This is a genomic window from Halomonas sp. FeN2, from assembly GCF_020595105.1.
GTDB classification, from domain to species: Bacteria; Pseudomonadota; Gammaproteobacteria; order Pseudomonadales; family Halomonadaceae; genus Vreelandella; species Vreelandella neptunia.
Window position 1 is genome coordinate 565,922 of record NZ_CP074200.1, and the last position, 18,747, is coordinate 584,668.

The window sequence follows — 18,747 nt, forward strand, 5'->3', positions numbered from 1 at the left end:
CGACTCTCGCTAACATAAGTCGCCATTATGGGGACACCTCAGCTATCGGGCAAATAGGCTTAGCTAACGGCTACCTGACGGCGCTGGCACCACCAGTGGTTGAGCCACAGGGAGGCGGCCATGATAAGCGCCCCCAACAACAAACGCGGAATGTCCGCATCGCGGTTCCAAATCACTAAATTGACGATTAGCCCCGCTGGCACCAGCGCATTGTTCATAATTGCCAAGGTGCCTGCGTCTACCTTGGTGGCGCCCTGGTTCCAGGCAAAATAGCCTACGCCAGAAGCCACTAACCCCAACCATGCAAGTACGCCCCACTGAAGTGACGTGGTAGGCAGTGCCGCGCTGTTGCCAAACAGCAAATAGGCAGGCAGAGCCACGACCATCGCGCCAATAAAGAACCAGCCAAACACGTTGTGCCACGCTAGTGTAGGTGGCAAATCAGCGGCTAAACGGCGATAGCCTACCTGGCCAAGCGCAAAACAGAGGTTTGCCCCCTGCACGACTAAAAAGCCTGCCCAAAAACCGCTATCAACACCGTCATAGCGAATAACCCCTGCCCCGACTACAGCGAGCAGCGCGGTCACAATATAGATCGGCGTGAAGCGGCCAAACAGCAGATCATCCAGCAGTGCGATATAAATAGGCGTGAAGATAGTAAACAGCAGCACTTCAGGTACCGACAGCAGCAGAAAGGATTGATAGAAGAAGGTATACATTACCCCCAGCTGTATGGCACCTAAGCCCATAAGCGCCAGCCGATGCTTACCCCGCAGAAGGCTGGGTCGTAAAAAAGGCAGGAAGACCAGGGTGGCAAGCGTAACCCTCAACAATACCGCAAAATAGCTGTCGACCTGGCCCGCCAAGTAGACACCTATCAGCGAAAAGGAGAACGCCCATAGCGCCGTGACGCCGATCAGATAACCCATCGTAAACCCTGCCTTATAAATTAGTTTACGGAGATTATACGCACCTTGATCAGGCTGCCAAGTAGTTAACGTCTACAAGGGGCTTTAGTTAACGCCGCTGCAGCCACCAAAAAGCATACACAACGCCGGGCAGCCAGCCCGCTAACGTTAGCAACAGAGCTACCCCTACCCGCTTACTACCGCCGTCGGTCAACCCTACCGCCAGCGGAGGCAATAGTAGCGCCAGGGCATAATAGGCGAGTTTTAACGCTTCAGGCTCCGGCGCAGCTTGCTTTACGGGGGTCGCTTTAGGCGGCGTGGCTTCGGCAGGCGCTGGTTCAACTTTAGTTGGCGGAGTGAAATGCTCTACTGAACTGGAGGCTGGCTCAGCCGCTGCCTTAGCTGCCCGCTCCTGGGCAACCCGATGAGCCTCTTTGTCAATTTTTTGCTCTAAGGTTTCAGCGCCTTCTGCCAAGTCATCGTGGTGACGCTCCCAATCTTCCCAATCGTGAGGCGTCCCCGATTTTGGCCGTTGGTGCCCAGATCCCCGCGCACGCTCCCAGGCTTTCTCCTCCAAGGTATTAGGGCGGTCAGGGTCTCGGTCAAGCCCCACCCCTTTGCGGTTTAAGTACTCACGTGCATCCATGGGTGGCTCCTCAATTCGTTAACTTGCAGATCATTTGAGCAGTTAGAAAATTAACGGCTTAGAAAATTCAGTACTTACAGCGTTGAATAAAGATGCTTTGCAGGCTGAACACTGCGTTTTAAATCACCTACAGTGAAAGAGTCGCTGCTACTTTAGCATCCTGAACTGATCAGATCGCTTTGCTTGCGATGCCCTGTTTGCCATAGCGATGAATAAGATGAGCAAGGAGTGTCCATGATGAATAGAGCAACCCCCAGAATCGTCCGCGATATCATGTCCCTTGATTGCTACCGCGTTTCACCCAACGCATCAATAACAACCTTGGCCAAGGGGCTAGCACTGCATCGTCTGCCTGGCGCACCGGTAGTGGATGAGAGTGATCGTTTAATCGGCTTTATTTCGGAGCAGGATGTGATGGGACGTGTGTTGGATAGCATTTATCATGACGATGAAGCGCCCCTGGTGAAAGAGATGATGCGCCACGAAGTGCTCAGCGTCTCTCCCAATAAAAGCATTACTGACCTGGCCCAGGAGATGCTAGGCCCTAAACCCAAAGTCTACCCAGTGGTGGAACAGCAGCGTCTAATAGGAATTGTGACACGACGTGATATCCTGGTAGCGCTGCTGGCTATACGCCGCCATTAGCAGAGTTGCTTAACGGTTTCAAATCAGGTGTCGAAGAACAGTTGAGCTTTGGACAAAAAAAAGCCGCTACTCAAGAAGTAGCGGAAGCAAGGGATCAAAACAATAGAGCCAGGACAACAACTTTAGCGACTGCTATCGCGATGTTGCCTGTACATACTCAGACACGCTGTGAAGTAAAAGTTCGCAAAAAAGTAAAATTTTCGACCCTAGCGGCGCCAAGCGTATAATAACGTAGCTATTTATTAACGGATGACGCCCAGGAGCAGAGCGAATGGCGCTGTACTTATTAGTGTTTGGAGTCTGCTTACTCGTGATTGGTGCGGTAATGCTGGTGCTGATGACCTCAAGCACCCCACGCTACCGCACGGAGCCCAAAGATTTACTGGCGCTGTTTGATAAAGCGCTCAACAGCCAAGTGAGCGAAACCGAGTGGAACGCGATAATCGGCTACCCCATTCGACACAACGAGTACTTGGACGGCATTAGACGCCGCGCCGCACACTTAATGGAGCAACATGGCCGACGCTGGATGCTTGCCCAAGGCAAGCCGCTGCTCAATCAAGAGGGGCAGGCAGAACTTCAGGCCCTTCGCGACCACTTGCACGCCCACACTGCCCTTCGCCAGCAGTAGCTGATACGGTTTAAAGGCGTCTTGCGGTTCAGGAGACCTAATGCAATTCAGGAGAACTGCATGCCCAGTACCATTAGACAAATACCACTAGCCAGCGCTACCCATCACCACACCCATGATTTTCATCAAATTGTGATTACGCTGTGCGGCTCTTCAGAATTTGAAATTGAAGGCTTGGGTGGGCGCGTCAATGCATTCTCGGGGTGTATCGTGCCCGCAAACCACGAGCACTACTACTCGGGTTACGGTCATAACAGGCAGTTGATTCTAGATCTTCCCGAAGACGCCCCTGCGCTAACCGGTGAGAACCGTGAACTGGTAGCGCTATTCGACGCACCACGCTTTTTTGGTCTAGATAACGCACTGCGCCACTACCTGGAGTTTATGCAAAGCGAGCTTGCTCAAGGGTTTGATACGTCGACTAACTCCTTTCAGCAAGACCGTTTAGCCGCCACGCTACTGGGCTCACTAAAGGCCCGCCTGGGTACTACCGCCAGCAGTACTCAGCAGCGCCTGGATTTGACGCGTATTAACCGCTTTATTCGTCAACACCTCGCCGAAGACCTGCGCGTCGCTGATCTAGCGCGACTTGCCTGTCTAAGCGAAGCGCATTTCTCCGACTGCTTCCGCGCTCAAACGGGGCTTTCGCCCTGGCAGTACGTCAAACGCCAACGTCTACACGCGGCCCGCCAACTGATCCTGCAAAGCCGACTTCCCCTCACCGATATTGCCATTCAAACCGGCTTTGCCAACCAAAGTGCGCTTTCTCATGCATTTCGGCGCAGTTACGGATTATCGCCGCGTAAACTGCGTCAATGCGATGCACCACCATTGACAACCAATGCACCAAAACAACCCATAAGCCCAATGGCAAGCCAGCAAAAACTCTACTAAAGTCGTATAGTTACTTCTCTTGCCGCGGAATTGACACGTTTTGCCTTGAATTCAACATGCAACAAAGGTGTCAGCAATCTACATTCGCTTATTTATTTAGGCATAACGCCGCGTTACTCATTTGCTCTGTACCTGCAACGCTTCGTGACTGAAACAACCATTACTGATAACACCGCTGCGTTAGGCGGGAAAGCGTCGCTATTGACGCTGGGAGATGAGTAAAACGACTCATCCGAAACTAACCTGAACAGGGAACTATCCTATGGTCGAAAATAATAGCGGGATCACGGCACACATAGGCACCACCGACCTTTCTGACTTCATCTATAGCGGGCTCATCAGGGCCAGTAACATGGATATGAAAAGAGGTTAACAACAACAAGACTGCGTCAATACCGGATTCTTCCCGGTATGCGCACTAACCTGTCGGAGCTAGCTCCGTCCTGAAAAACTGGAGAAGTTACATGGCTATAGGTGTTTGGATAAGTCTCATTGCGTACTTTGTGCTCATGGTCGCCATCGGTATTTATGCGATGCGCAAATCCACCTCTTCCTCTGAAGATTACATGCTGGGTGGTCGTACCCTCAGCCCTAAAGTAGCGGCCCTGTCGGCCGGTGCTTCGGATATGAGTGGCTGGTTGCTGCTGGGTTTACCTGGGGCAATGTTCGTTTCTGGCTTGGGTTCCGCCTGGATCGGCATTGGTTTGCTCGTGGGGGCGTTATTCAACTGGATTCTAGTCGCTCCGCGCCTACGTGAGCAGACCGTTCACTATGGCAATGCGATTACCATCCCGGCTTTCCTGGCAAACCGCTTCCCAACGCGGTCAATGTCACTGCGGACAGTCTCCGCTATCGTCATCGTAGTTTTTTTCGCAGTTTACACGGCCTCAGGCCTAGTGGCTGGCGGCAAGCTGTTTGAAAGCGCGTTTTCCGGCATTTACAACTTCGGTGACATGAGTAACTACGGCATGGGCGTTATGATCACCCTGGGCGTGGTACTTATTTACACCGTTGTTGGCGGTTTCCTGGCCGTGAGCATGACCGACTTCGTACAGGGCTGCATCATGATGCTGGCCCTGGTAATCATGCCGGCGGTGGTACTCTTTGGTGAAGGTGGTGGCGGCTTTTCTCAGGCCTCACAAACGCTGAATGAGGTCGACCCCACCCTGCTCTCCTGGACCTCGGGGCTCACCTTTATTGGCTGGCTCTCCGCTGTCACCTGGGGGCTGGGTTACTTCGGTCAGCCGCACATCATTGTGCGCTTCATGGCCATCCGGACACTCAAGGATGTACCGATTGCCCGCAACATTGGCATGGGCTGGATGCTTATCTCTCTGATTGGTGCTGTGTCTCTGGGTATCTTTGGCCGCGCTTATGCCATCCGTAATGGCCTGGATATCGAAGATCCGGAAACCATCTTTATCGTCTTGGCAAACCTGCTATTCCATCCGCTGATTACCGGCTTCCTCTATGCAGCACTGTTGGCTGCGGTTATGAGCACCGTCTCAAGTCAGTTGTTGGTAGCCTCTTCGTCACTCACCGAAGACTTCTACCGTCTGTTCTTGAACAAGACAGCCTCTGAGGCACAGTGTGTGGCCGTTGGCCGTGTCAGTGTAGTGCTGGTGGGCATTGTGGCAGCGTTTATTGCCTCTGACGAAAACTCCCAGGTTCTGGGGCTGGTCAGTAACGCCTGGGCAGGCTTCGGTGCGGCCTTTGGCCCGCTGATTATCCTATCGCTGATGTGGTCACGCACCAACGGCAATGGTGCTATCGCAGGCATGGTGGTGGGCGCGCTCACCGTAATGGTCTGGATTGCACTTGGCTGGAACGGCTCCTTTATGGGTGGCCCGGGCGTTTACGAGATTATTCCTGGCTTTATCGCCTCTTTCATTGCCATCATCGTCGTAAGCAATGCCACCGACGATGCCGGCGAATATCAGCATATCGAACGCAAATAAGCGCTCAAGATACATTCAGCGTATCAAGAGGGCTCCCGCGGGAGCCCTCTTCAGGTTTGAGAACGACTACATCCTAACCGGCGCAGCAACGCCAAACTGTCGGCTAGCAAGGAGAGACCCTGTATGAACGATCATCTGCAGAGCGACGTGAGTGATCTACGCTCACGCATTCGCAGTCATTATGATGCCAACGAGGCAGATGTGCTGCACGGGCTTATCGAGCGCATCAAGCTTTCGGAAGACGACCGCAAGAAGGTTGCCGCCGTCGGCGCCAACTACGTGGAGCGTGTGCGTAAGGAAAGGTCGCCCTCGATGATGGAGGCGTTCCTGGCCGAGTACGGGCTCTCGACTACTGAGGGCGTCGGCCTAATGTGTCTGGCAGAAGCGCTACTGCGCGTGCCCGATGCGGAAACCATCGACGACCTGATCCACGACAAGATTGAGCCCTCCGACTGGGGCGCCCACCTGGGCAAGTCTTCGTCTTCAATGGTCAATGCCTCTACCTGGGCGCTGCTGCTGACCGGCAAGGTGCTGGAAGAAGACCCCAAGGGCCCGACCCGAGCGCTGCGCGGACTGGTACGCCGCATGGGCGAGCCGGTGGTGCGCAAGGCGGTTGGTCAGTCGATGAAGATTCTCGGCCGCCAGTTCGTGCTTGGTCAAACCATCGAAGAAGGCATGAAGAATGCCCGTGAGCTCGAGAAACAGGGCTACACCTACTCCTACGATATGCTGGGCGAAGCGGCGCGCACCGACGAAGATGCCGTCCGCTATCATGAGGCTTATGCCAAGGCGATTTCCGCCATTGCCGAGCAAGCCAAAGGTGATGTACGCGGTAGCCCCGGCATTTCGGTGAAGCTCTCGGCGCTGCACCCACGTTATGAATACACTCACCGTGACACGGTGATGGCAGAGCTGTTGCCACGCGCCAAAGAATTGGTGCAGCAAGCGGCCAAGGCCAATATCGGTTTCAATATCGACGCCGAAGAGCAGGATCGGTTGGATCTCTCCCTCGACGTGATTGAGGCGCTAATGGCTGACCCCAGTCTGGACGGATGGGATGGCTTCGGGGTCGTCGTGCAAGCCTACGGGCGCCGTGCCGCGCCCATGATTGAGACACTCTACGAACTCGCCGAGCGGTTTGATCGCAAAATCATGGTGCGGCTGGTTAAGGGTGCCTACTGGGATACCGAAATCAAGCTCTCCCAGGAAATGGGGGTCAAGACCTTCCCGGTCTTCACTCGCAAGGTCAACACCGATGTCAGCTACATGGCCTGCGCGCAAATGCTGCTCGACCGGCGTGACCGCATCTATCCGCAGTTCGCGACTCATAACGCCCACACCTGCGCCGCCGTCGTGGAGATGGCGGGCAGCGATAAGGACAGCTACGAGTTCCAGCGCCTGCATGGCATGGGCGAATCGCTGCACCACATCGTCAAGGAGTCAGAAGGTACGCACTGTCGCATCTACGCCCCTGTTGGCGCGCACCGTGACCTGCTGGCCTACCTGGTACGCCGCCTGCTGGAGAATGGCGCAAACTCCTCGTTCGTCAACCAGGTAGTGGACAGTTCGATTCCGGCGAGCGAAGTCTCAAGAGATCCCATTGAAGGCTTTAAGCAACTCGGCAACGATGTCTCAAGCCCGTTGATCCGCCAGCCTGGCGAGCTGTTCGAGCCCGAGCGCAAGAACTCCAAAGGTTACCGCATCAACGAACCCGCCTCGATCCTGCCGCTGCTCAACGCTCGCGAAGCGTTTGCCGACGCCACCTGGACGGCAGGCCCCATGCTGCTGGGAAGCCCCGCCCCCCAAGGGCCTGCTCGCGATGCCGTCTCCCCCGCCGACGGCTCGCGGGTGATCGGCAAGGTGCATGAAGCCACACCAGAAGAAGTGGCGACTGCCCTTGACGCCGCCGAAGAAGGCTTCCGCGAATGGTCGTCACGCCCTGCTGCCGAACGCGCTGCGGTGCTACGCCGCACCGCTGATCTCTACGAAGAGCACATCGCCGAGCTGACCGTGATCACCACCCGCGAAGCGGGCAAGATGATGTTCGATGGCATCGCGGAAGTGCGTGAGGCGGTGGATTTCCTGCGCTACTACGCCAACGAAGGCGAGCGGTTGGAAGCGGAAGAACCCGGCAACGCCCGTGGCATCTTCGTCTGCATTAGCCCGTGGAACTTCCCGCTGGCCATCACTACCGGGCAGATCGCTGCAGCGTTAGTCGCTGGCAACGCGGTCATCGCCAAGCCCGCCGAGCAGACGCCCCTGATCGCCGCTCGCGCCGTCGAGTTGATGCGTGAGGCTGGCCTACCGGAAGCGGCACTGCAGTTGTTGCCTGGCGACGGCCCAACGGTGGGCGGCCCGCTGACCAGCGATCCACGTATCGCTGGCGTCTGCTTCACCGGCTCAACCCCGGTGGCGCAGATCATCCACAAGGCCCTGGCAGACAACGCAGGCCCTGACGCCGTGCTGATCGCCGAGACCGGCGGCCTGAACTCCATGATCGTCGACTCCACGGCGCTGACCGAACAGGCTGTGCGCGATATCCTGATCTCCTCCTTCCAGTCAGCTGGTCAGCGCTGTTCCGCGCTGCGCATGCTGTATGTCCAGGAAGAGGCCCGAGACCGCCTGCTCAACATGCTCTACGGCGCCATGGACGCACTCACCATTGGCGACCCCTGGAACACGGATACCGACGTTTCGCCTGTGATCGACGTCGATGCCCAACAGGAAATCAGCGACTACGTGGCGTCGAATGAGAAAGCTGGAAAAGTGCTGAAGAAGCTGTCTGCGCCGGACACCGGCACCTTTGTCACCCCGGCGGTGATCGAGGTTGGGGGCATTGAAGATCTCGAACGAGAAATCTTCGGCCCGGTGCTGCACGTGGCCACCTTCAAGGCGCGGGATATCGACAAGGTTGTCGACGACATCAATGGTAAGGGCTACGGGCTGACATTCGGTCTGCATACCCGCATTGATGACCGCGTGCAGCAGATCGTCGAGCGCATCCATGTCGGCAACGTCTACGTCAACCGTAACCAGATCGGTGCCATCGTCGGCTCTCAACCGTTCGGCGGCGAGGGCCTCTCAGGTACCGGACCCAAAGCTGGCGGCCCGCTCTATGTCACTCGTTTCCGCCGCACCGCCGACGCCGAGCTACACGAGACGCCTAAGGGGAGCGCAGTATCACTTAGCGATCTCCAATCGGCTCTCGACGGGCTAGATGCACGTAACTGGGCAGCACGACCCAATCGCATCGAGGTACTGCGCAAGGCGCTCTCCGGTAAAGGTGGCGTGATCCGCAAGGCGCTTGCCGAAACAGCAGCGTTGGACATGACGTCCCAGACACTGCCGGGACCGACAGGTGAAAGCAACCGTCTGGCAATGTATCCGAAGGGCTCTGTTCTGTGTCTCGGGCCGACGCTGGATATCGCCATTGCTCAAGCAGCACAGGCCTTAGGCACGGGCTGTGCCGCTGTCATCGTGGCACCAGGTGCCGAGCAGGCCGTGAAGCCCCTGATCGACGCCGGAGTGCCAGTGGCCGGGCTTGATGGCAGCGTTTCAGCCGAGACGTTGAGCGAGATCAAAGGGATTGCGGCAGTCGCCGCCGCTGGCAACAGCGACTGGACACGTGAACTGCGGATTGCGCTGGCCAAGCGCGACGGTGCCATCGTGCCACTAGAGACCCAGACCATCTCGCCGGATCGCTACGTGGTAGAACGCCATCTATGCATCGACACCACCGCGGCGGGCGGTAACGCCAGCCTGTTGGCAACGGCTGAATAGGTCGACGCTAAGAAAACGCGGATCAATGTCTAAGCGATCAAAATTAGCCACTACTCGTTAGTGGCTTTTTTTATCTGGTAGCCGAGTTTTCCGACTCTTAGTTACTTAGTGCGGAATGACTTCTGCTAGACAGATAATGGCACTTGCGGGAGGTAGCTTTAGCTCGCGACCGTTCAGGCTACCAGCCCGACAAAATGAGGGGTACCACGCAAGTACAAAGTGGTCGATACGGTTCTGCGAGCGAAGTTATTCGTTCAGCCCTACGTCTACTCGAAAACCAGGAAGCCAAACTATATACACTCAGGCAACTGCTTATCGAGGGGGAACAAAGCGGTGACGCTGACTATGACCTCAACAGCTTTATCAATGAGTTTGATAGTGAAAAAAGCAACTAATAGCGTTATTCACTCTCACCCTAGCTACCAAAGCGGATTTAAGAGATATTGCTTTATTTACACAGCGCCGCTAGGGTAAGGAGCAGAGGAACGTCTACTTAAAAAGTTATTCGTTATATAATGTAGATTTATTATTAAACGACCATTTTGAGTCTCACAATTCTGATCGTAGCCACTAAGCCAACTATCTGTTGTAGGAGGGCGCCTCTTGCTTCTGACAAGTAGCCTTTTGCAAGCTCGCCTACAAAACGACGCCCAGGATTAGAGCGGTTTATCAAATCATCAGGCGCAAATAGTTCAAACAGTCCTACCTTGAACAGTGTCGGCACCGCCAGCTCAAGCTCTTTCTCTACTTGCCAGTGGTCGCCGTGATGCCGCTTGTTATGGTTTCTGCTCACTAAGTTCAACCTTTCTGCCATCAGGATCTTGGACGATATAAACATGCTTTCCGCCAAACTCATACTGATCCACTAAGTCTAAGTCTGGGATGATATTGTCCAGACCTTCCACTGAAAATCCTAGTCGCGTGTTGTCTACTGATTCGCTGCTAACCAATGGATACAACTCGAATACAAATCCCACATTTTCTGACGAGTAATGTACTGGCCCGTGGTCGTGCTGCTCTTCCACGAAGCTGAAACCGAGCTGCTCATAAAACTGCTTGCTGGCCCGCAAATCGCTGCACCGCAGCACGAACAAATCAAGTTTCATAATTCACCAGAATGACTAACGCTGAGCGTGCGCGGCTTTGTAATAAAGGCGCAGCCGAAACGTACAAGCAGTCGCTGTACCTGCGTCTGTTATCCATTTTCCGAAATTACAGTTATGTTAAACCCTTCATCAGGTGTGGGCGCAACAAAGTACTTTGTAACCTGCTCAAACATCTCTTCAGTATCCGTCGCCGCTCTCTGCGGTTGTTCTGCACGCCTTTTGGCTATCTGCTCTAAGCAGATATCATTTGGCTGGTCAATGTAAATTAGCTCATGGGGAGCCTGAATCTCTGAAAAGACGCTTCTAAGCCATTTTCGTTGCGGAGTCGTATTTGCAGGAAAGTCCATTACCACATTAGTGCCTGACGACAAGATCGACTGAGCCAGCTTCTTCATTTGAGGTTTGAGCCGTCCAGCATATTTTACGTAATCTTCCAGTGTTGTAATGCTATCGGGATAAACCGACGCAAGCCACTCGTCTTCTGAAAGCAGTACGGCGTTTCGTTCTTGGGAAACTTCAAGAGACTTTGTAGTTTTCCCTGCCCCCATTTTCCCGCAGAAAAATGTCAACACTCCTTTCTTCATTTCTTGCCTCGTATTGCATAGCAGTTTATTTCTACGCATACGTATTTTCCTAGCCAGCGTAACACCATGAAAAAACTCCAAGGCGTTAATAGTAATGGGCAAATTACCAACTCTCATTCGAATGCTCGCTAGAAAAAAGCGCATGCTCATTCCTGACCATCTTTTCGCATTGCCTATAAACACGAGTAGATGTTTTACAACTCGCTGTTTTAATTTATTTTTATAAACAATATCCTGGCAATATTTGATTATACCTCTTGCTGAGCGTATCAGAAAAAACACGCATTACAGACTAAAAGTACTTCACATCACTGCGCATGCATCCATACAAATGGGCAAGCAGCCCACTTCTGAATTAGGTCTCTCCAGCCGCCCCTCCCTCTAACCCCCCTTGTCTAATAACTCTTGCCCTGGATCAATAATCCACTCCCTGGGTCTCGTTACACTGGCTTCATCGTTAAGCGGCTATCGAAAGGCCGTCTAATCTTGACCCCAGGAGTGAACCCATGCGTAAAGCCGCCCTGCCTACCCTACTTGTAACCACTGTTGCCGCTGCGGCAATAATGACCAGCAGTCAGGCATTCGCCTACGGCGCTGGCGATTTCTTCACCCGCGTGGGTGTTGCTAAAGTTGCCCCCACCAGCGACAACGGCTCACTGGCCAACGGTGCGCTATCAGTGGATGTACAGGATGAAACCAATTTCGCGTTCACCCTTGGCTATCGCTTCCACGATAAAGTCGGCGTAGAACTGCTGGCGGCGCTGCCGTTTGAGCACGACATTCATTTGAACGGCGCTAATATTGCTTCGACCAAGCACTTACCGCCTACCCTGACGCTGCAGTACTACCCACTAGGCGGCACTCAGTCTCGTGTACAGCCTTATGTCGGCGCCGGTATTAACTACACCTTATTCTCCGATGAAGAGCTGACAATTGGCGATTTAGAGCTGGATGACTCCTGGGGCGCGGCGGGCCAAGTAGGTGTCGATCTACTGATTGATGACCACTGGGCGCTGAACGCCGCGGCTTGGTACATCGATATCGATACCGATGCGAAGGTCAATGGTGCAGCAGCGGGTACCGTTGAGATCGACCCTCTCGTGGTCATGGCAGGCCTCAGTTACCGCTTCTAAATCGCTTGCAAATCCGCTAGCGGATGTTATCCACAAAGCCTGCCTCACGGCGGGCTTTGTGCGTTTAGTGGCACGCTGTTTTAAGTGCTTTCAGTGACGATCTGGTCGACCTTCTCTACCGCCCGGACGATGAGCAGTTGGTGATGGGCAGGTGTTTTTTCCTGCTGCAAATAGGCCGCCACAGCGGGGGCAACCTCGCACTTTGCGGGCATGGCAGCACGGGCATCAATCAAAGCGTTCAAGCGGGCAATAAACACAAAGCGTATCCATTGAGGCAGCGACATCGTGTCGATGCAAAATGGCTGCTGGCTGGCAAACGCCTCTGCATCGGGTGTTGGCATTCGCCATAGATCGGCGGCTTTCATCGACGCCTCTAGCTCTAGAAGCGCTGTCTGCAGCGGTTGATAAGTACTCATATAATCGTTTGTCACTACCTCGAAAATGAAAAATATGTGGCGTCTGACCATTATCCCCACTCCGTGGGTGCCTTGCCACTTATCAACGCTTGCGAGAAGTTATCCATAGACTCACAGAAAACCTGCACGAGCCTGTGGATAAACTATGGAAAGGTGTCGCAACGCTTGCTCTCATGGGGCTTTCGCACAGTTGATTAATTTTTAACCGTATTGTCATTAAAGCTAATGCATTGAGACACTGCCATTAACACCATGTTTTATCAGCCACTCGGCTGACAGTGCCACATCAGCAAGGTAGAGTGCAGGCTTGCAACACGGAAGGATGTCATGCAACCAATTCAAACCCTTGATGAGTTTTTTACCCGCAGCGGTGGCGAGGTTTCCCTTTACCATATGGGGCGCCATGTCGTCCCATGCTCGCGGGAGTCACTTGCTGCTTTTGAAAGTGGCGAACTGGCCTGGCCTGAACCCTGGCAAGGACAAGCTCGCTTGGCCATTGTGTTCCGCCTTGGCGATATGCCCGAGCCTGCCATTTGGTTCTTAGCCTTGCCACTGGATGAGCAGGGAATGATTGCCCCCGCCCAGCGCGATGCGTTTTTAAACCGACTGTTGGAAACACTGGGGCGCGCGGTTTCTAACGTGGGTCGTGAAGAAACAGCGGACGTGGATCACTTAATGAAGGATAATCCCCTCGCCTTCACGCCTAGCGTCACCTTCCAGGCCATGCTCAATGCACGCGCCACCCATGCGCGTGGGCTGCCTGCCAGCCAGCATTTTGAGCCGGTTGAGGCCTACTTGAGCGGCCAGCAAGTAATCGATTGGCAGGCGTTGGGGTTACAAGGGATTGCCGATTACGTCGTTCGTATGGAAAGGCTTGACGCTGATTCGTTAGCACCGCGTTTGCCTGAACTACCCACCGCCGTTATCCACTCCTTGTGCTACTGTTTAGAGCACCAACCATTGCCACAGGCGTTAGTCGACGCACTGCAGCGTCGCGGCGAAGCCGCCGCACAAGCGGGCGACATTGAAACGCTGTGTGCCTGTCTGCGTGCAGTAGGCAATACTGAAGCATCATCGGTGGGCAATTGGTACACGGCCTTACTCAATGACACAGCGGCCTGTGGGCCGGATGTACTCGCTGCAATAGCCGGGCGTGGTTGGGGCTATCTTGAAGACGCTCAGCGCCTGCCGCTTTTTCTGCAACGCTTAGCGGAAGATGAGCGTAGCGATTTTGCCGCCGTAGTACGTGATATTGCGTTAATACCCAGGCTACGCTTACCGGTCATGATGGCTCTACGGGATGCGCCTACTGGCTCTCCTATTCAACACCGTTTGACCCTGATGATGTCAAAGAGGAATGCTTGAGCCAATGTTGTCACTTTTAATTGCAAGGAGTGAGCCGTGAAGGAATTACCCTATCAGGCCAAAGCGGTCATTGGCCGCCGCGAGATGGTGACGCTACCTGAACTAGGGCTTCACCTATGCTGTAAAGCAGACACGGGCGCGCGTACTTCTGCTCTGCATGCAGAAGATATAGAGACGCATGAAGATGAACATGGCCAACTGTGGGTCAGCTTTATTACCCACAGTGGTGGCCCGACAACGCCGGCCCACCGCTACAGTTTGCACTTGCATGATCGGCGCCGCATTACTAGCTCCAACGGTCATAGCGAGTGGCGTTATGTTATTCGCACCCCTATGCAGATGGGCGATTTGAATTTCCCTGTTGAACTCACCCTTACTGACCGCAGCAATATGCGTCACCCAATGCTGCTAGGACGCCGCGCCATGCGCCGCCTCATGGTTGCACCCGGTGCTGCATTCTTGCACGGTGAGCCTTAACCCTTTATAAGTCGCCTTTATCTAGGCTCGGAGTCCTTTAAATGCATATCGCTCTGCTGTCACGCAATCGCAATTTGTACTCTACCCGCCGCTTGGTTGAAGCCGCAGAGCAGCGCGGGCATACCGCCCGCGTGGTGGACACGCTGCGCTGCTATATGAGCATTACCTCGCACCACCCTTCGATCCACTATAAAGGCCAAGAGATTGAGCCTTTCGATGCGGTGATCCCGCGCATTGGTGCATCAGTCACCTTTTATGGCTGCGCGCTGTTGCGTCAGTTTGAGATGATGGGCACCTACGTTATCAACGATAACGTCTCGATTACCCGTTCGCGGGATAAATTGCGCTCACTGCAGCTGCTATCGCGCAAAGGGTTGGGGCTGCCGATTACCGGCTTCGCCCACTCACCGGACGACATTCCCGACCTGATCACCATGGTTAAAGGTGCACCACTGGTCATCAAGCTGCTGGAAGGTACCCAGGGGATTGGCGTGGTATTGGCGGAAACTAATCAAGCGGCAGAATCTGTGATTCAGGCGTTCATGGGTATGAAAGCCAATATAATGGTGCAGGAGTACATTAAAGAGGCGCGTGGCGCCGATATTCGCTGCTTGGTGATCGGCGATAAGGTAGTCGCCTCGATGAAGCGTCAGGCGGCGGATGGTGAGTTCCGCTCGAACCTACACCGCGGTGGCTCCGCTAGCGTGATCCGGATCACCCCTGAAGAGCGCTCAACGGCTATCCGTGCAGCTAAAGCCATGGGGCTGCGCGTTGCAGGTGTCGATTTACTCCGATCCAATCACGGTCCGGTGATTATGGAGGTTAACTCTTCGCCTGGTTTGCAGGGCATTGAGAACGCCACCGGCAAGGATATTGCAGGAATGATCATTGAACACATTGAAAGAAACGCCACACCAGCCCGTAAAGCGCCGCCCAAGCCTAAAGGCTAAGGCAAAATATTAAAATAATCCGCTTCGGGGGTGGCAAATAGTCGCTGTCACCCCCACAATCTGCGTCACCGAAGGAGGTAGACGCTCATGTTTCTCGATAATCGCCAAGTGGCGATGGACAGCGTATTGGAAGCGCTGGCCGATAGCATTGATTATTTCCAAGACAATATCGAACGCCTGCGGCCCTCGCTGCGTGACGCTTTAAAGCCGCATTACACTGCGCGGCTCAAGCAGATGCGCAAGTTGCAGGAGCTTGCCCGTGCGCATTTGAAAATGCTGCCCCGGGATGCAGACGTTGAGCGCGATGACTTCTTATGGCTTTGGAGCCGTCTAAAAAGCTTCGTCGGCAACGATAGCCAAGTACTCATCAATGAGCTATTGGAGCAAGAGCGTGTATTAATGCAGGCGCTCTCCTCGCTGTATACCCACCCCTTACCCGACCCCATCGAACCGGTGGTAGAAGAGTGCATGCAGGGGTGTCGTAAGCTTATTCGCGAGCTGTATGCGCTGCAAAAGCGTAAAACCCATCGCTAACGCTCTATAGACACATAGCTAGAGGCTTTAAGCTAGCTGTCTATGGTCTCAAAGGGTTATGGTGGGCTAAAGCGCTCGTTGAGCGATGGCAGAATGAGGTCTATGGGCGTCTGCCTGGGTAACTCGATAGGCTCAGGCGTACCGAGAAAATAGGGCTCCCTCCCCCACACATAGAGATCGCCCAGGGTAGCTACGCGCGCTGCCCATTCGCGCAGCTTTAAACGCCAACCCACTGCTACGGTGGGATCATCCGCCACACAGCCAGTGACATCGATACCTAGCTCGCGCCCAATATATACCGCTCGGGGAAGATGCCAGCTCTGGGTGATGAGCAGAGCTTTATCAAGCTGAAACACATCCCGAGCACGCGCTAGCGTGTCGTAGGTGCTAAAACCAGCAAAGTCCATGGTCAACTGCTCAGACGCGACGCCGCGGCGATACAGCTCGCGCCACATTGCACGCGGCTCGTTATACGCCTGGGTACGATTATCCCCGGAGAGCAAAAGATGCTCGACCTGGGACTGCTCAATTAAAGTCGCAGCGGTTCGCATGCGCGCATGGAAGTGCGGGTTTCGCACACCGCTGCGCGTCCAGTGAGACGTACCGAAGACAATCCCCACCTCTGCTGGACGACACTGCTGCGGCTGACGCTCAATATATGCGGCGGTCGTCGCGAGCACCCAAAAATTGCCGCCTATAAACAGCAATGTCGCCAGCAGCGACAGTGCTCCTAGCGACATTAATAAACGCTTTAGCCATTTCAACAAAAGGTTATGCATCCAGCTCCCCAGCCGGGGTTAGAACATGCCGAGTTCAAGCTTGGCCTCGTCACTCATCATGTCACGGCTCCAGGGCGGACTGAAGACTATTTCGGTGTGAACCTTGCTGATCTGCGGCGCACCGAGGATCTTATTGCGCGCATCCGCCGCGATCACATCGCCCATCCCACACCCAGGGGCCGTTAGCGTCATGCGGATTGTCACCATACGCTCACCACTGATAAGGCGCTCAATGCGGCAGCCGTAGACAAGCCCTAAGTCAACGATATTGACCGGTATCTCCGGGTCAAAGCAGGTGCGCAGCTGTTCCCACACGAACTGCTCAATCTCCTCCTCGGTCGCCGTTTCCGGCAGCGTAGGCCGCGGTAGCGACTCAAGCCCCAAAGCATCCAGGTTGCGCCCCTCAATCAGGTAGAGGCGCCCTTCAAAACCGACGCTTACCGTACTGCCTTTCGCCTGCATAACGCTAACAACGCTATCTTCAGCCAGTGTTTCCGTACTGCCAAATGGAATGGCAATAGCCTCCACATCACGCTGTAGCGGTAGCTGTTGGCCACGCTCTAGGCTGGCAACTTGCTCAAGATCCATAACTGTCCTTAAATGACGATTCTTAAAGAACCGACCTTAACGCACCATACCAATGACACGTTGGAGTGCTTCAACAAAGCGATTCACTTCTTCGAGGGTATTATACGCCGCGAATGAAGCACGGCACGTCGCATCGACCCCGAAATGGTGCAACAAGGGCTGCGCGCAGTGGTGACCGGTACGAATGGCGACGCCAAGCTGATCGATCAGCAGGCCAATATCTTGCGAATGCGCCCCTTCCACAATAAAGGAAAGAACGGCCGCCTTCTCCGGCGCAGTGCCCAAAATACGCAGACCATCGATTTGACCAACCGCCTGGGTAGCGTGATCGAGCAACTGGCCTTCCCAGGCACCGATGGCGTCTATGCCAATGCTCTCCATCCACTCAAGCGCTCGACCCAGGGCAATGACCTCCGCAATAGCGGGCGTGCCCGCTTCAAACTTATGCGGAATAGCAGCAAAGGTGGTGCCCGCATCAAAAGAGACGGTGCTGATCATCTCGCCACCGCCCTGCCAGGGTGGCATGGCTTCAAGCAGTGCCTGCTTGCCGTAGAGGACGCCAACGCCTGTCGGCCCGTACACTTTGTGGCCAGAGAAAGCATAGAAGTCGGCATCAATGGCCTGCACATCGACCACTTGGTGAGGTGCTGCCTGAGCACCATCAATCAAAATCAGCGCACCCTGCTGATGGGCAAGGGTTGCCATCTCTTGCACCGGGTTAATGGTTCCCAGGGCATTAGAGACATGATTCACCGCCACCAGCTTAGTACGCTCACTCAGCAGCGAGCGATAGGCAGCCATATCCAATGCGCCGTTGGCCTCCACGGGAATCACCTTGATGGTAAAGCCAATCTCGGCGGCCAACAGCTGCCATGGAACAATATTGGAGTGGTGCTCCAACATGGAAATCAGCACTTCATCGCCGGGAGCAAGATTTGCGCGCCCCCAGCTGTGCACGACTAAGTTGATAGCTTCCGTGGTACCGCGGGTAAAGATGATCTGACGCGCATTTTCCGCATTCAGGAACGCCTTAACCCGGTGGCGCGTACCTTCAAACGCCGCCGTCGCCTCATCGGCGAGGGTATGCAGCCCGCGGTGAATATTGGCGTTATAGCGCGAGTAGTAATCGCTAAACACGTCAATCACCTGCTGAGGCGTTTGGCTAGTGGCCGCATTGTCTAAATAGATCAGCGGCTTGCCATGCACCTCACGGGCTAGTACCGGAAAGTCCTGACGCAGGCGCATAACATCAAAGGTCGCTTGCGCAGGGCTTGCTTGCACAGTGCCTGTTTCAAACGGGCTAGGCGTTGGCTCAATAACGGAATGTGGCATCAGACGCTCCTGAGTGGGTAG

19 protein-coding genes are annotated in these 18,747 nt (G+C 54.6%); 11 read left to right on the forward strand and 8 right to left on the reverse strand.

Annotated features, from left to right (window positions below):
* Positions 1–59 precede the first annotated feature (59 nt).
* Positions 60–929, reverse strand: coding sequence for a carboxylate/amino acid/amine transporter (locus KF947_RS02695; RefSeq protein ID WP_022522995.1), 870 nt, complete (start codon positions 927–929; stop codon positions 60–62).
* Between the two features lie 88 nt (positions 930–1,017).
* The gene (locus KF947_RS02700; protein WP_227405382.1) at positions 1,018–1,554 is read right to left on the reverse strand and encodes a YqaE/Pmp3 family membrane protein; all 537 of its coding nucleotides are present in this window, start codon (positions 1,552–1,554) and stop codon (positions 1,018–1,020) included.
* A 237-nt stretch (positions 1,555–1,791) separates the two neighbouring features.
* Here KF947_RS02700 and KF947_RS02705 point away from each other — a divergent pair, with 237 nt between their 5' ends.
* The 6 genes from KF947_RS02705 (at position 1,792) to KF947_RS02730 (ending at position 9,857) form a co-directional block, all read left to right on the forward strand.
* Positions 1,792–2,199 (forward strand): CBS domain-containing protein, encoded by a 408-nt coding sequence (locus KF947_RS02705; protein ID WP_227406267.1) that lies wholly within the window; start codon positions 1,792–1,794, stop codon positions 2,197–2,199.
* 271 nt (positions 2,200–2,470) lie between these two features.
* Positions 2,471–2,830 carry a hypothetical protein gene (locus tag KF947_RS02710; protein WP_133732664.1) on the forward strand — a complete coding sequence of 120 codons (360 nt, stop codon included), beginning with the start codon at positions 2,471–2,473 and terminating at the stop codon, positions 2,828–2,830.
* 60 nt (positions 2,831–2,890) lie between these two features.
* The gene (locus KF947_RS02715) at positions 2,891–3,724 is read left to right on the forward strand and encodes an AraC family transcriptional regulator (protein WP_227405383.1); all 834 of its coding nucleotides are present in this window, start codon (positions 2,891–2,893) and stop codon (positions 3,722–3,724) included.
* 464 nt (positions 3,725–4,188) lie between these two features.
* Positions 4,189–5,682 carry a sodium/proline symporter PutP gene (gene putP, locus KF947_RS02720; RefSeq protein ID WP_133732666.1) on the forward strand — a complete coding sequence of 498 codons (1,494 nt, stop codon included), beginning with the start codon at positions 4,189–4,191 and terminating at the stop codon, positions 5,680–5,682.
* A 123-nt stretch (positions 5,683–5,805) separates the two neighbouring features.
* Complete coding sequence (gene putA, locus KF947_RS02725) at positions 5,806–9,462, forward strand: bifunctional proline dehydrogenase/L-glutamate gamma-semialdehyde dehydrogenase PutA (RefSeq protein ID WP_227405384.1); 3,657 nt, start codon at positions 5,806–5,808, stop codon at positions 9,460–9,462.
* Positions 9,463–9,656: 194 nt separating this feature from the next.
* The gene (locus KF947_RS02730) at positions 9,657–9,857 is read left to right on the forward strand and encodes a type II toxin-antitoxin system ParD family antitoxin (protein WP_227405385.1); all 201 of its coding nucleotides are present in this window, start codon (positions 9,657–9,659) and stop codon (positions 9,855–9,857) included.
* A 381-nt stretch (positions 9,858–10,238) separates the two neighbouring features.
* Here KF947_RS02730 and KF947_RS02740 read toward each other — a convergent pair whose 3' ends face one another.
* Positions 10,239–10,568, reverse strand: coding sequence for a VOC family protein (locus tag KF947_RS02740; RefSeq protein WP_227405386.1), 330 nt, complete (start codon positions 10,566–10,568; stop codon positions 10,239–10,241).
* 89 nt (positions 10,569–10,657) lie between these two features.
* The gene (locus KF947_RS02745; protein ID WP_227405387.1) at positions 10,658–11,296 is read right to left on the reverse strand and encodes an AAA family ATPase; all 639 of its coding nucleotides are present in this window, start codon (positions 11,294–11,296) and stop codon (positions 10,658–10,660) included.
* Positions 11,297–11,658: 362 nt separating this feature from the next.
* Between KF947_RS02745 and KF947_RS02750 the strand changes: the two genes are divergently transcribed.
* The gene (locus KF947_RS02750) at positions 11,659–12,285 is read left to right on the forward strand and encodes an OmpW/AlkL family protein (RefSeq protein WP_227405388.1); all 627 of its coding nucleotides are present in this window, start codon (positions 11,659–11,661) and stop codon (positions 12,283–12,285) included.
* A gap of 80 nt (positions 12,286–12,365) precedes the next feature.
* Here KF947_RS02750 and KF947_RS02755 read toward each other — a convergent pair whose 3' ends face one another.
* Positions 12,366–12,701 (reverse strand): YqcC family protein, encoded by a 336-nt coding sequence (locus tag KF947_RS02755; RefSeq protein ID WP_133732669.1) that lies wholly within the window; start codon positions 12,699–12,701, stop codon positions 12,366–12,368.
* 327 nt (positions 12,702–13,028) lie between these two features.
* Here KF947_RS02755 and KF947_RS02760 point away from each other — a divergent pair, with 327 nt between their 5' ends.
* The 4 genes from KF947_RS02760 to KF947_RS02775 all read left to right on the forward strand — a co-directional run bounded on the left by KF947_RS02760 (position 13,029) and on the right by KF947_RS02775 (position 16,027).
* The gene (locus KF947_RS02760) at positions 13,029–14,066 is read left to right on the forward strand and encodes a DUF3549 family protein (RefSeq protein WP_133732670.1); all 1,038 of its coding nucleotides are present in this window, start codon (positions 13,029–13,031) and stop codon (positions 14,064–14,066) included.
* A gap of 36 nt (positions 14,067–14,102) precedes the next feature.
* The gene (locus KF947_RS02765) at positions 14,103–14,543 is read left to right on the forward strand and encodes an ATP-dependent zinc protease (RefSeq protein WP_133732671.1); all 441 of its coding nucleotides are present in this window, start codon (positions 14,103–14,105) and stop codon (positions 14,541–14,543) included.
* Between the two features lie 41 nt (positions 14,544–14,584).
* Positions 14,585–15,493 carry a 30S ribosomal protein S6--L-glutamate ligase gene (rimK, locus tag KF947_RS02770; RefSeq protein ID WP_133732672.1) on the forward strand — a complete coding sequence of 303 codons (909 nt, stop codon included), beginning with the start codon at positions 14,585–14,587 and terminating at the stop codon, positions 15,491–15,493.
* Between the two features lie 87 nt (positions 15,494–15,580).
* Complete coding sequence (locus tag KF947_RS02775; protein WP_035556972.1) at positions 15,581–16,027, forward strand: hypothetical protein; 447 nt, start codon at positions 15,581–15,583, stop codon at positions 16,025–16,027.
* 56 nt (positions 16,028–16,083) lie between these two features.
* Here KF947_RS02775 and KF947_RS02780 read toward each other — a convergent pair whose 3' ends face one another.
* Genes KF947_RS02780 through KF947_RS02790 form a run of 3 tightly spaced genes read right to left on the reverse strand, consistent with a single transcriptional unit; the run spans position 16,084 to position 18,726 of the window.
* On the reverse strand, positions 16,084–16,806 hold the full coding sequence (locus KF947_RS02780) for a vancomycin high temperature exclusion protein (RefSeq protein ID WP_133732673.1): 723 nt from the start codon (positions 16,804–16,806) through the stop codon (positions 16,084–16,086).
* 18 nt (positions 16,807–16,824) lie between these two features.
* Entirely contained in the window at positions 16,825–17,394 is a 570-nt protein-coding gene (sufT, locus tag KF947_RS02785) for a putative Fe-S cluster assembly protein SufT (protein ID WP_133732674.1), read from the reverse strand.
* 36 nt (positions 17,395–17,430) lie between these two features.
* The gene (locus KF947_RS02790; RefSeq protein WP_227405389.1) at positions 17,431–18,726 is read right to left on the reverse strand and encodes a cysteine desulfurase; all 1,296 of its coding nucleotides are present in this window, start codon (positions 18,724–18,726) and stop codon (positions 17,431–17,433) included.
* Positions 18,727–18,747: the final 21 nt, after the last annotated feature.

Coding starts and splice junctions, on each gene's coding strand:
- KF947_RS02695 (WP_022522995.1), bottom strand. CDS start 929: ATGGGTTATCTGATCGGCGTCACGGCGCTATGGGCGTTCTCCTTTTCG.
- KF947_RS02700 (WP_227405382.1), bottom strand. CDS start 1,554: ATGGATGCACGTGAGTACTTAAACCGCAAAGGGGTGGGGCTTGACCGA.
- KF947_RS02705 (WP_227406267.1), top strand. CDS start 1,792: ATGAATAGAGCAACCCCCAGAATCGTCCGCGATATCATGTCCCTTGAT.
- KF947_RS02710 (WP_133732664.1), top strand. CDS start 2,471: ATGGCGCTGTACTTATTAGTGTTTGGAGTCTGCTTACTCGTGATTGGT.
- KF947_RS02715 (WP_227405383.1), top strand. CDS start 2,891: ATGCCCAGTACCATTAGACAAATACCACTAGCCAGCGCTACCCATCAC.
- putP (WP_133732666.1), top strand. CDS start 4,189: ATGGCTATAGGTGTTTGGATAAGTCTCATTGCGTACTTTGTGCTCATG.
- putA (WP_227405384.1), top strand. CDS start 5,806: ATGAACGATCATCTGCAGAGCGACGTGAGTGATCTACGCTCACGCATT.
- KF947_RS02730 (WP_227405385.1), top strand. CDS start 9,657: ATGAGGGGTACCACGCAAGTACAAAGTGGTCGATACGGTTCTGCGAGC.
- KF947_RS02740 (WP_227405386.1), bottom strand. CDS start 10,568: ATGAAACTTGATTTGTTCGTGCTGCGGTGCAGCGATTTGCGGGCCAGC.
- KF947_RS02745 (WP_227405387.1), bottom strand. CDS start 11,296: ATGCGCTTTTTTCTAGCGAGCATTCGAATGAGAGTTGGTAATTTGCCC.
- KF947_RS02750 (WP_227405388.1), top strand. CDS start 11,659: ATGCGTAAAGCCGCCCTGCCTACCCTACTTGTAACCACTGTTGCCGCT.
- KF947_RS02755 (WP_133732669.1), bottom strand. CDS start 12,701: ATGAGTACTTATCAACCGCTGCAGACAGCGCTTCTAGAGCTAGAGGCG.
- KF947_RS02760 (WP_133732670.1), top strand. CDS start 13,029: ATGCAACCAATTCAAACCCTTGATGAGTTTTTTACCCGCAGCGGTGGC.
- rimK (WP_133732672.1), top strand. CDS start 14,585: ATGCATATCGCTCTGCTGTCACGCAATCGCAATTTGTACTCTACCCGC.
- KF947_RS02775 (WP_035556972.1), top strand. CDS start 15,581: ATGTTTCTCGATAATCGCCAAGTGGCGATGGACAGCGTATTGGAAGCG.
- KF947_RS02780 (WP_133732673.1), bottom strand. CDS start 16,806: ATGCATAACCTTTTGTTGAAATGGCTAAAGCGTTTATTAATGTCGCTA.
- sufT (WP_133732674.1), bottom strand. CDS start 17,394: ATGGATCTTGAGCAAGTTGCCAGCCTAGAGCGTGGCCAACAGCTACCG.
- KF947_RS02790 (WP_227405389.1), bottom strand. CDS start 18,726: ATGCCACATTCCGTTATTGAGCCAACGCCTAGCCCGTTTGAAACAGGC.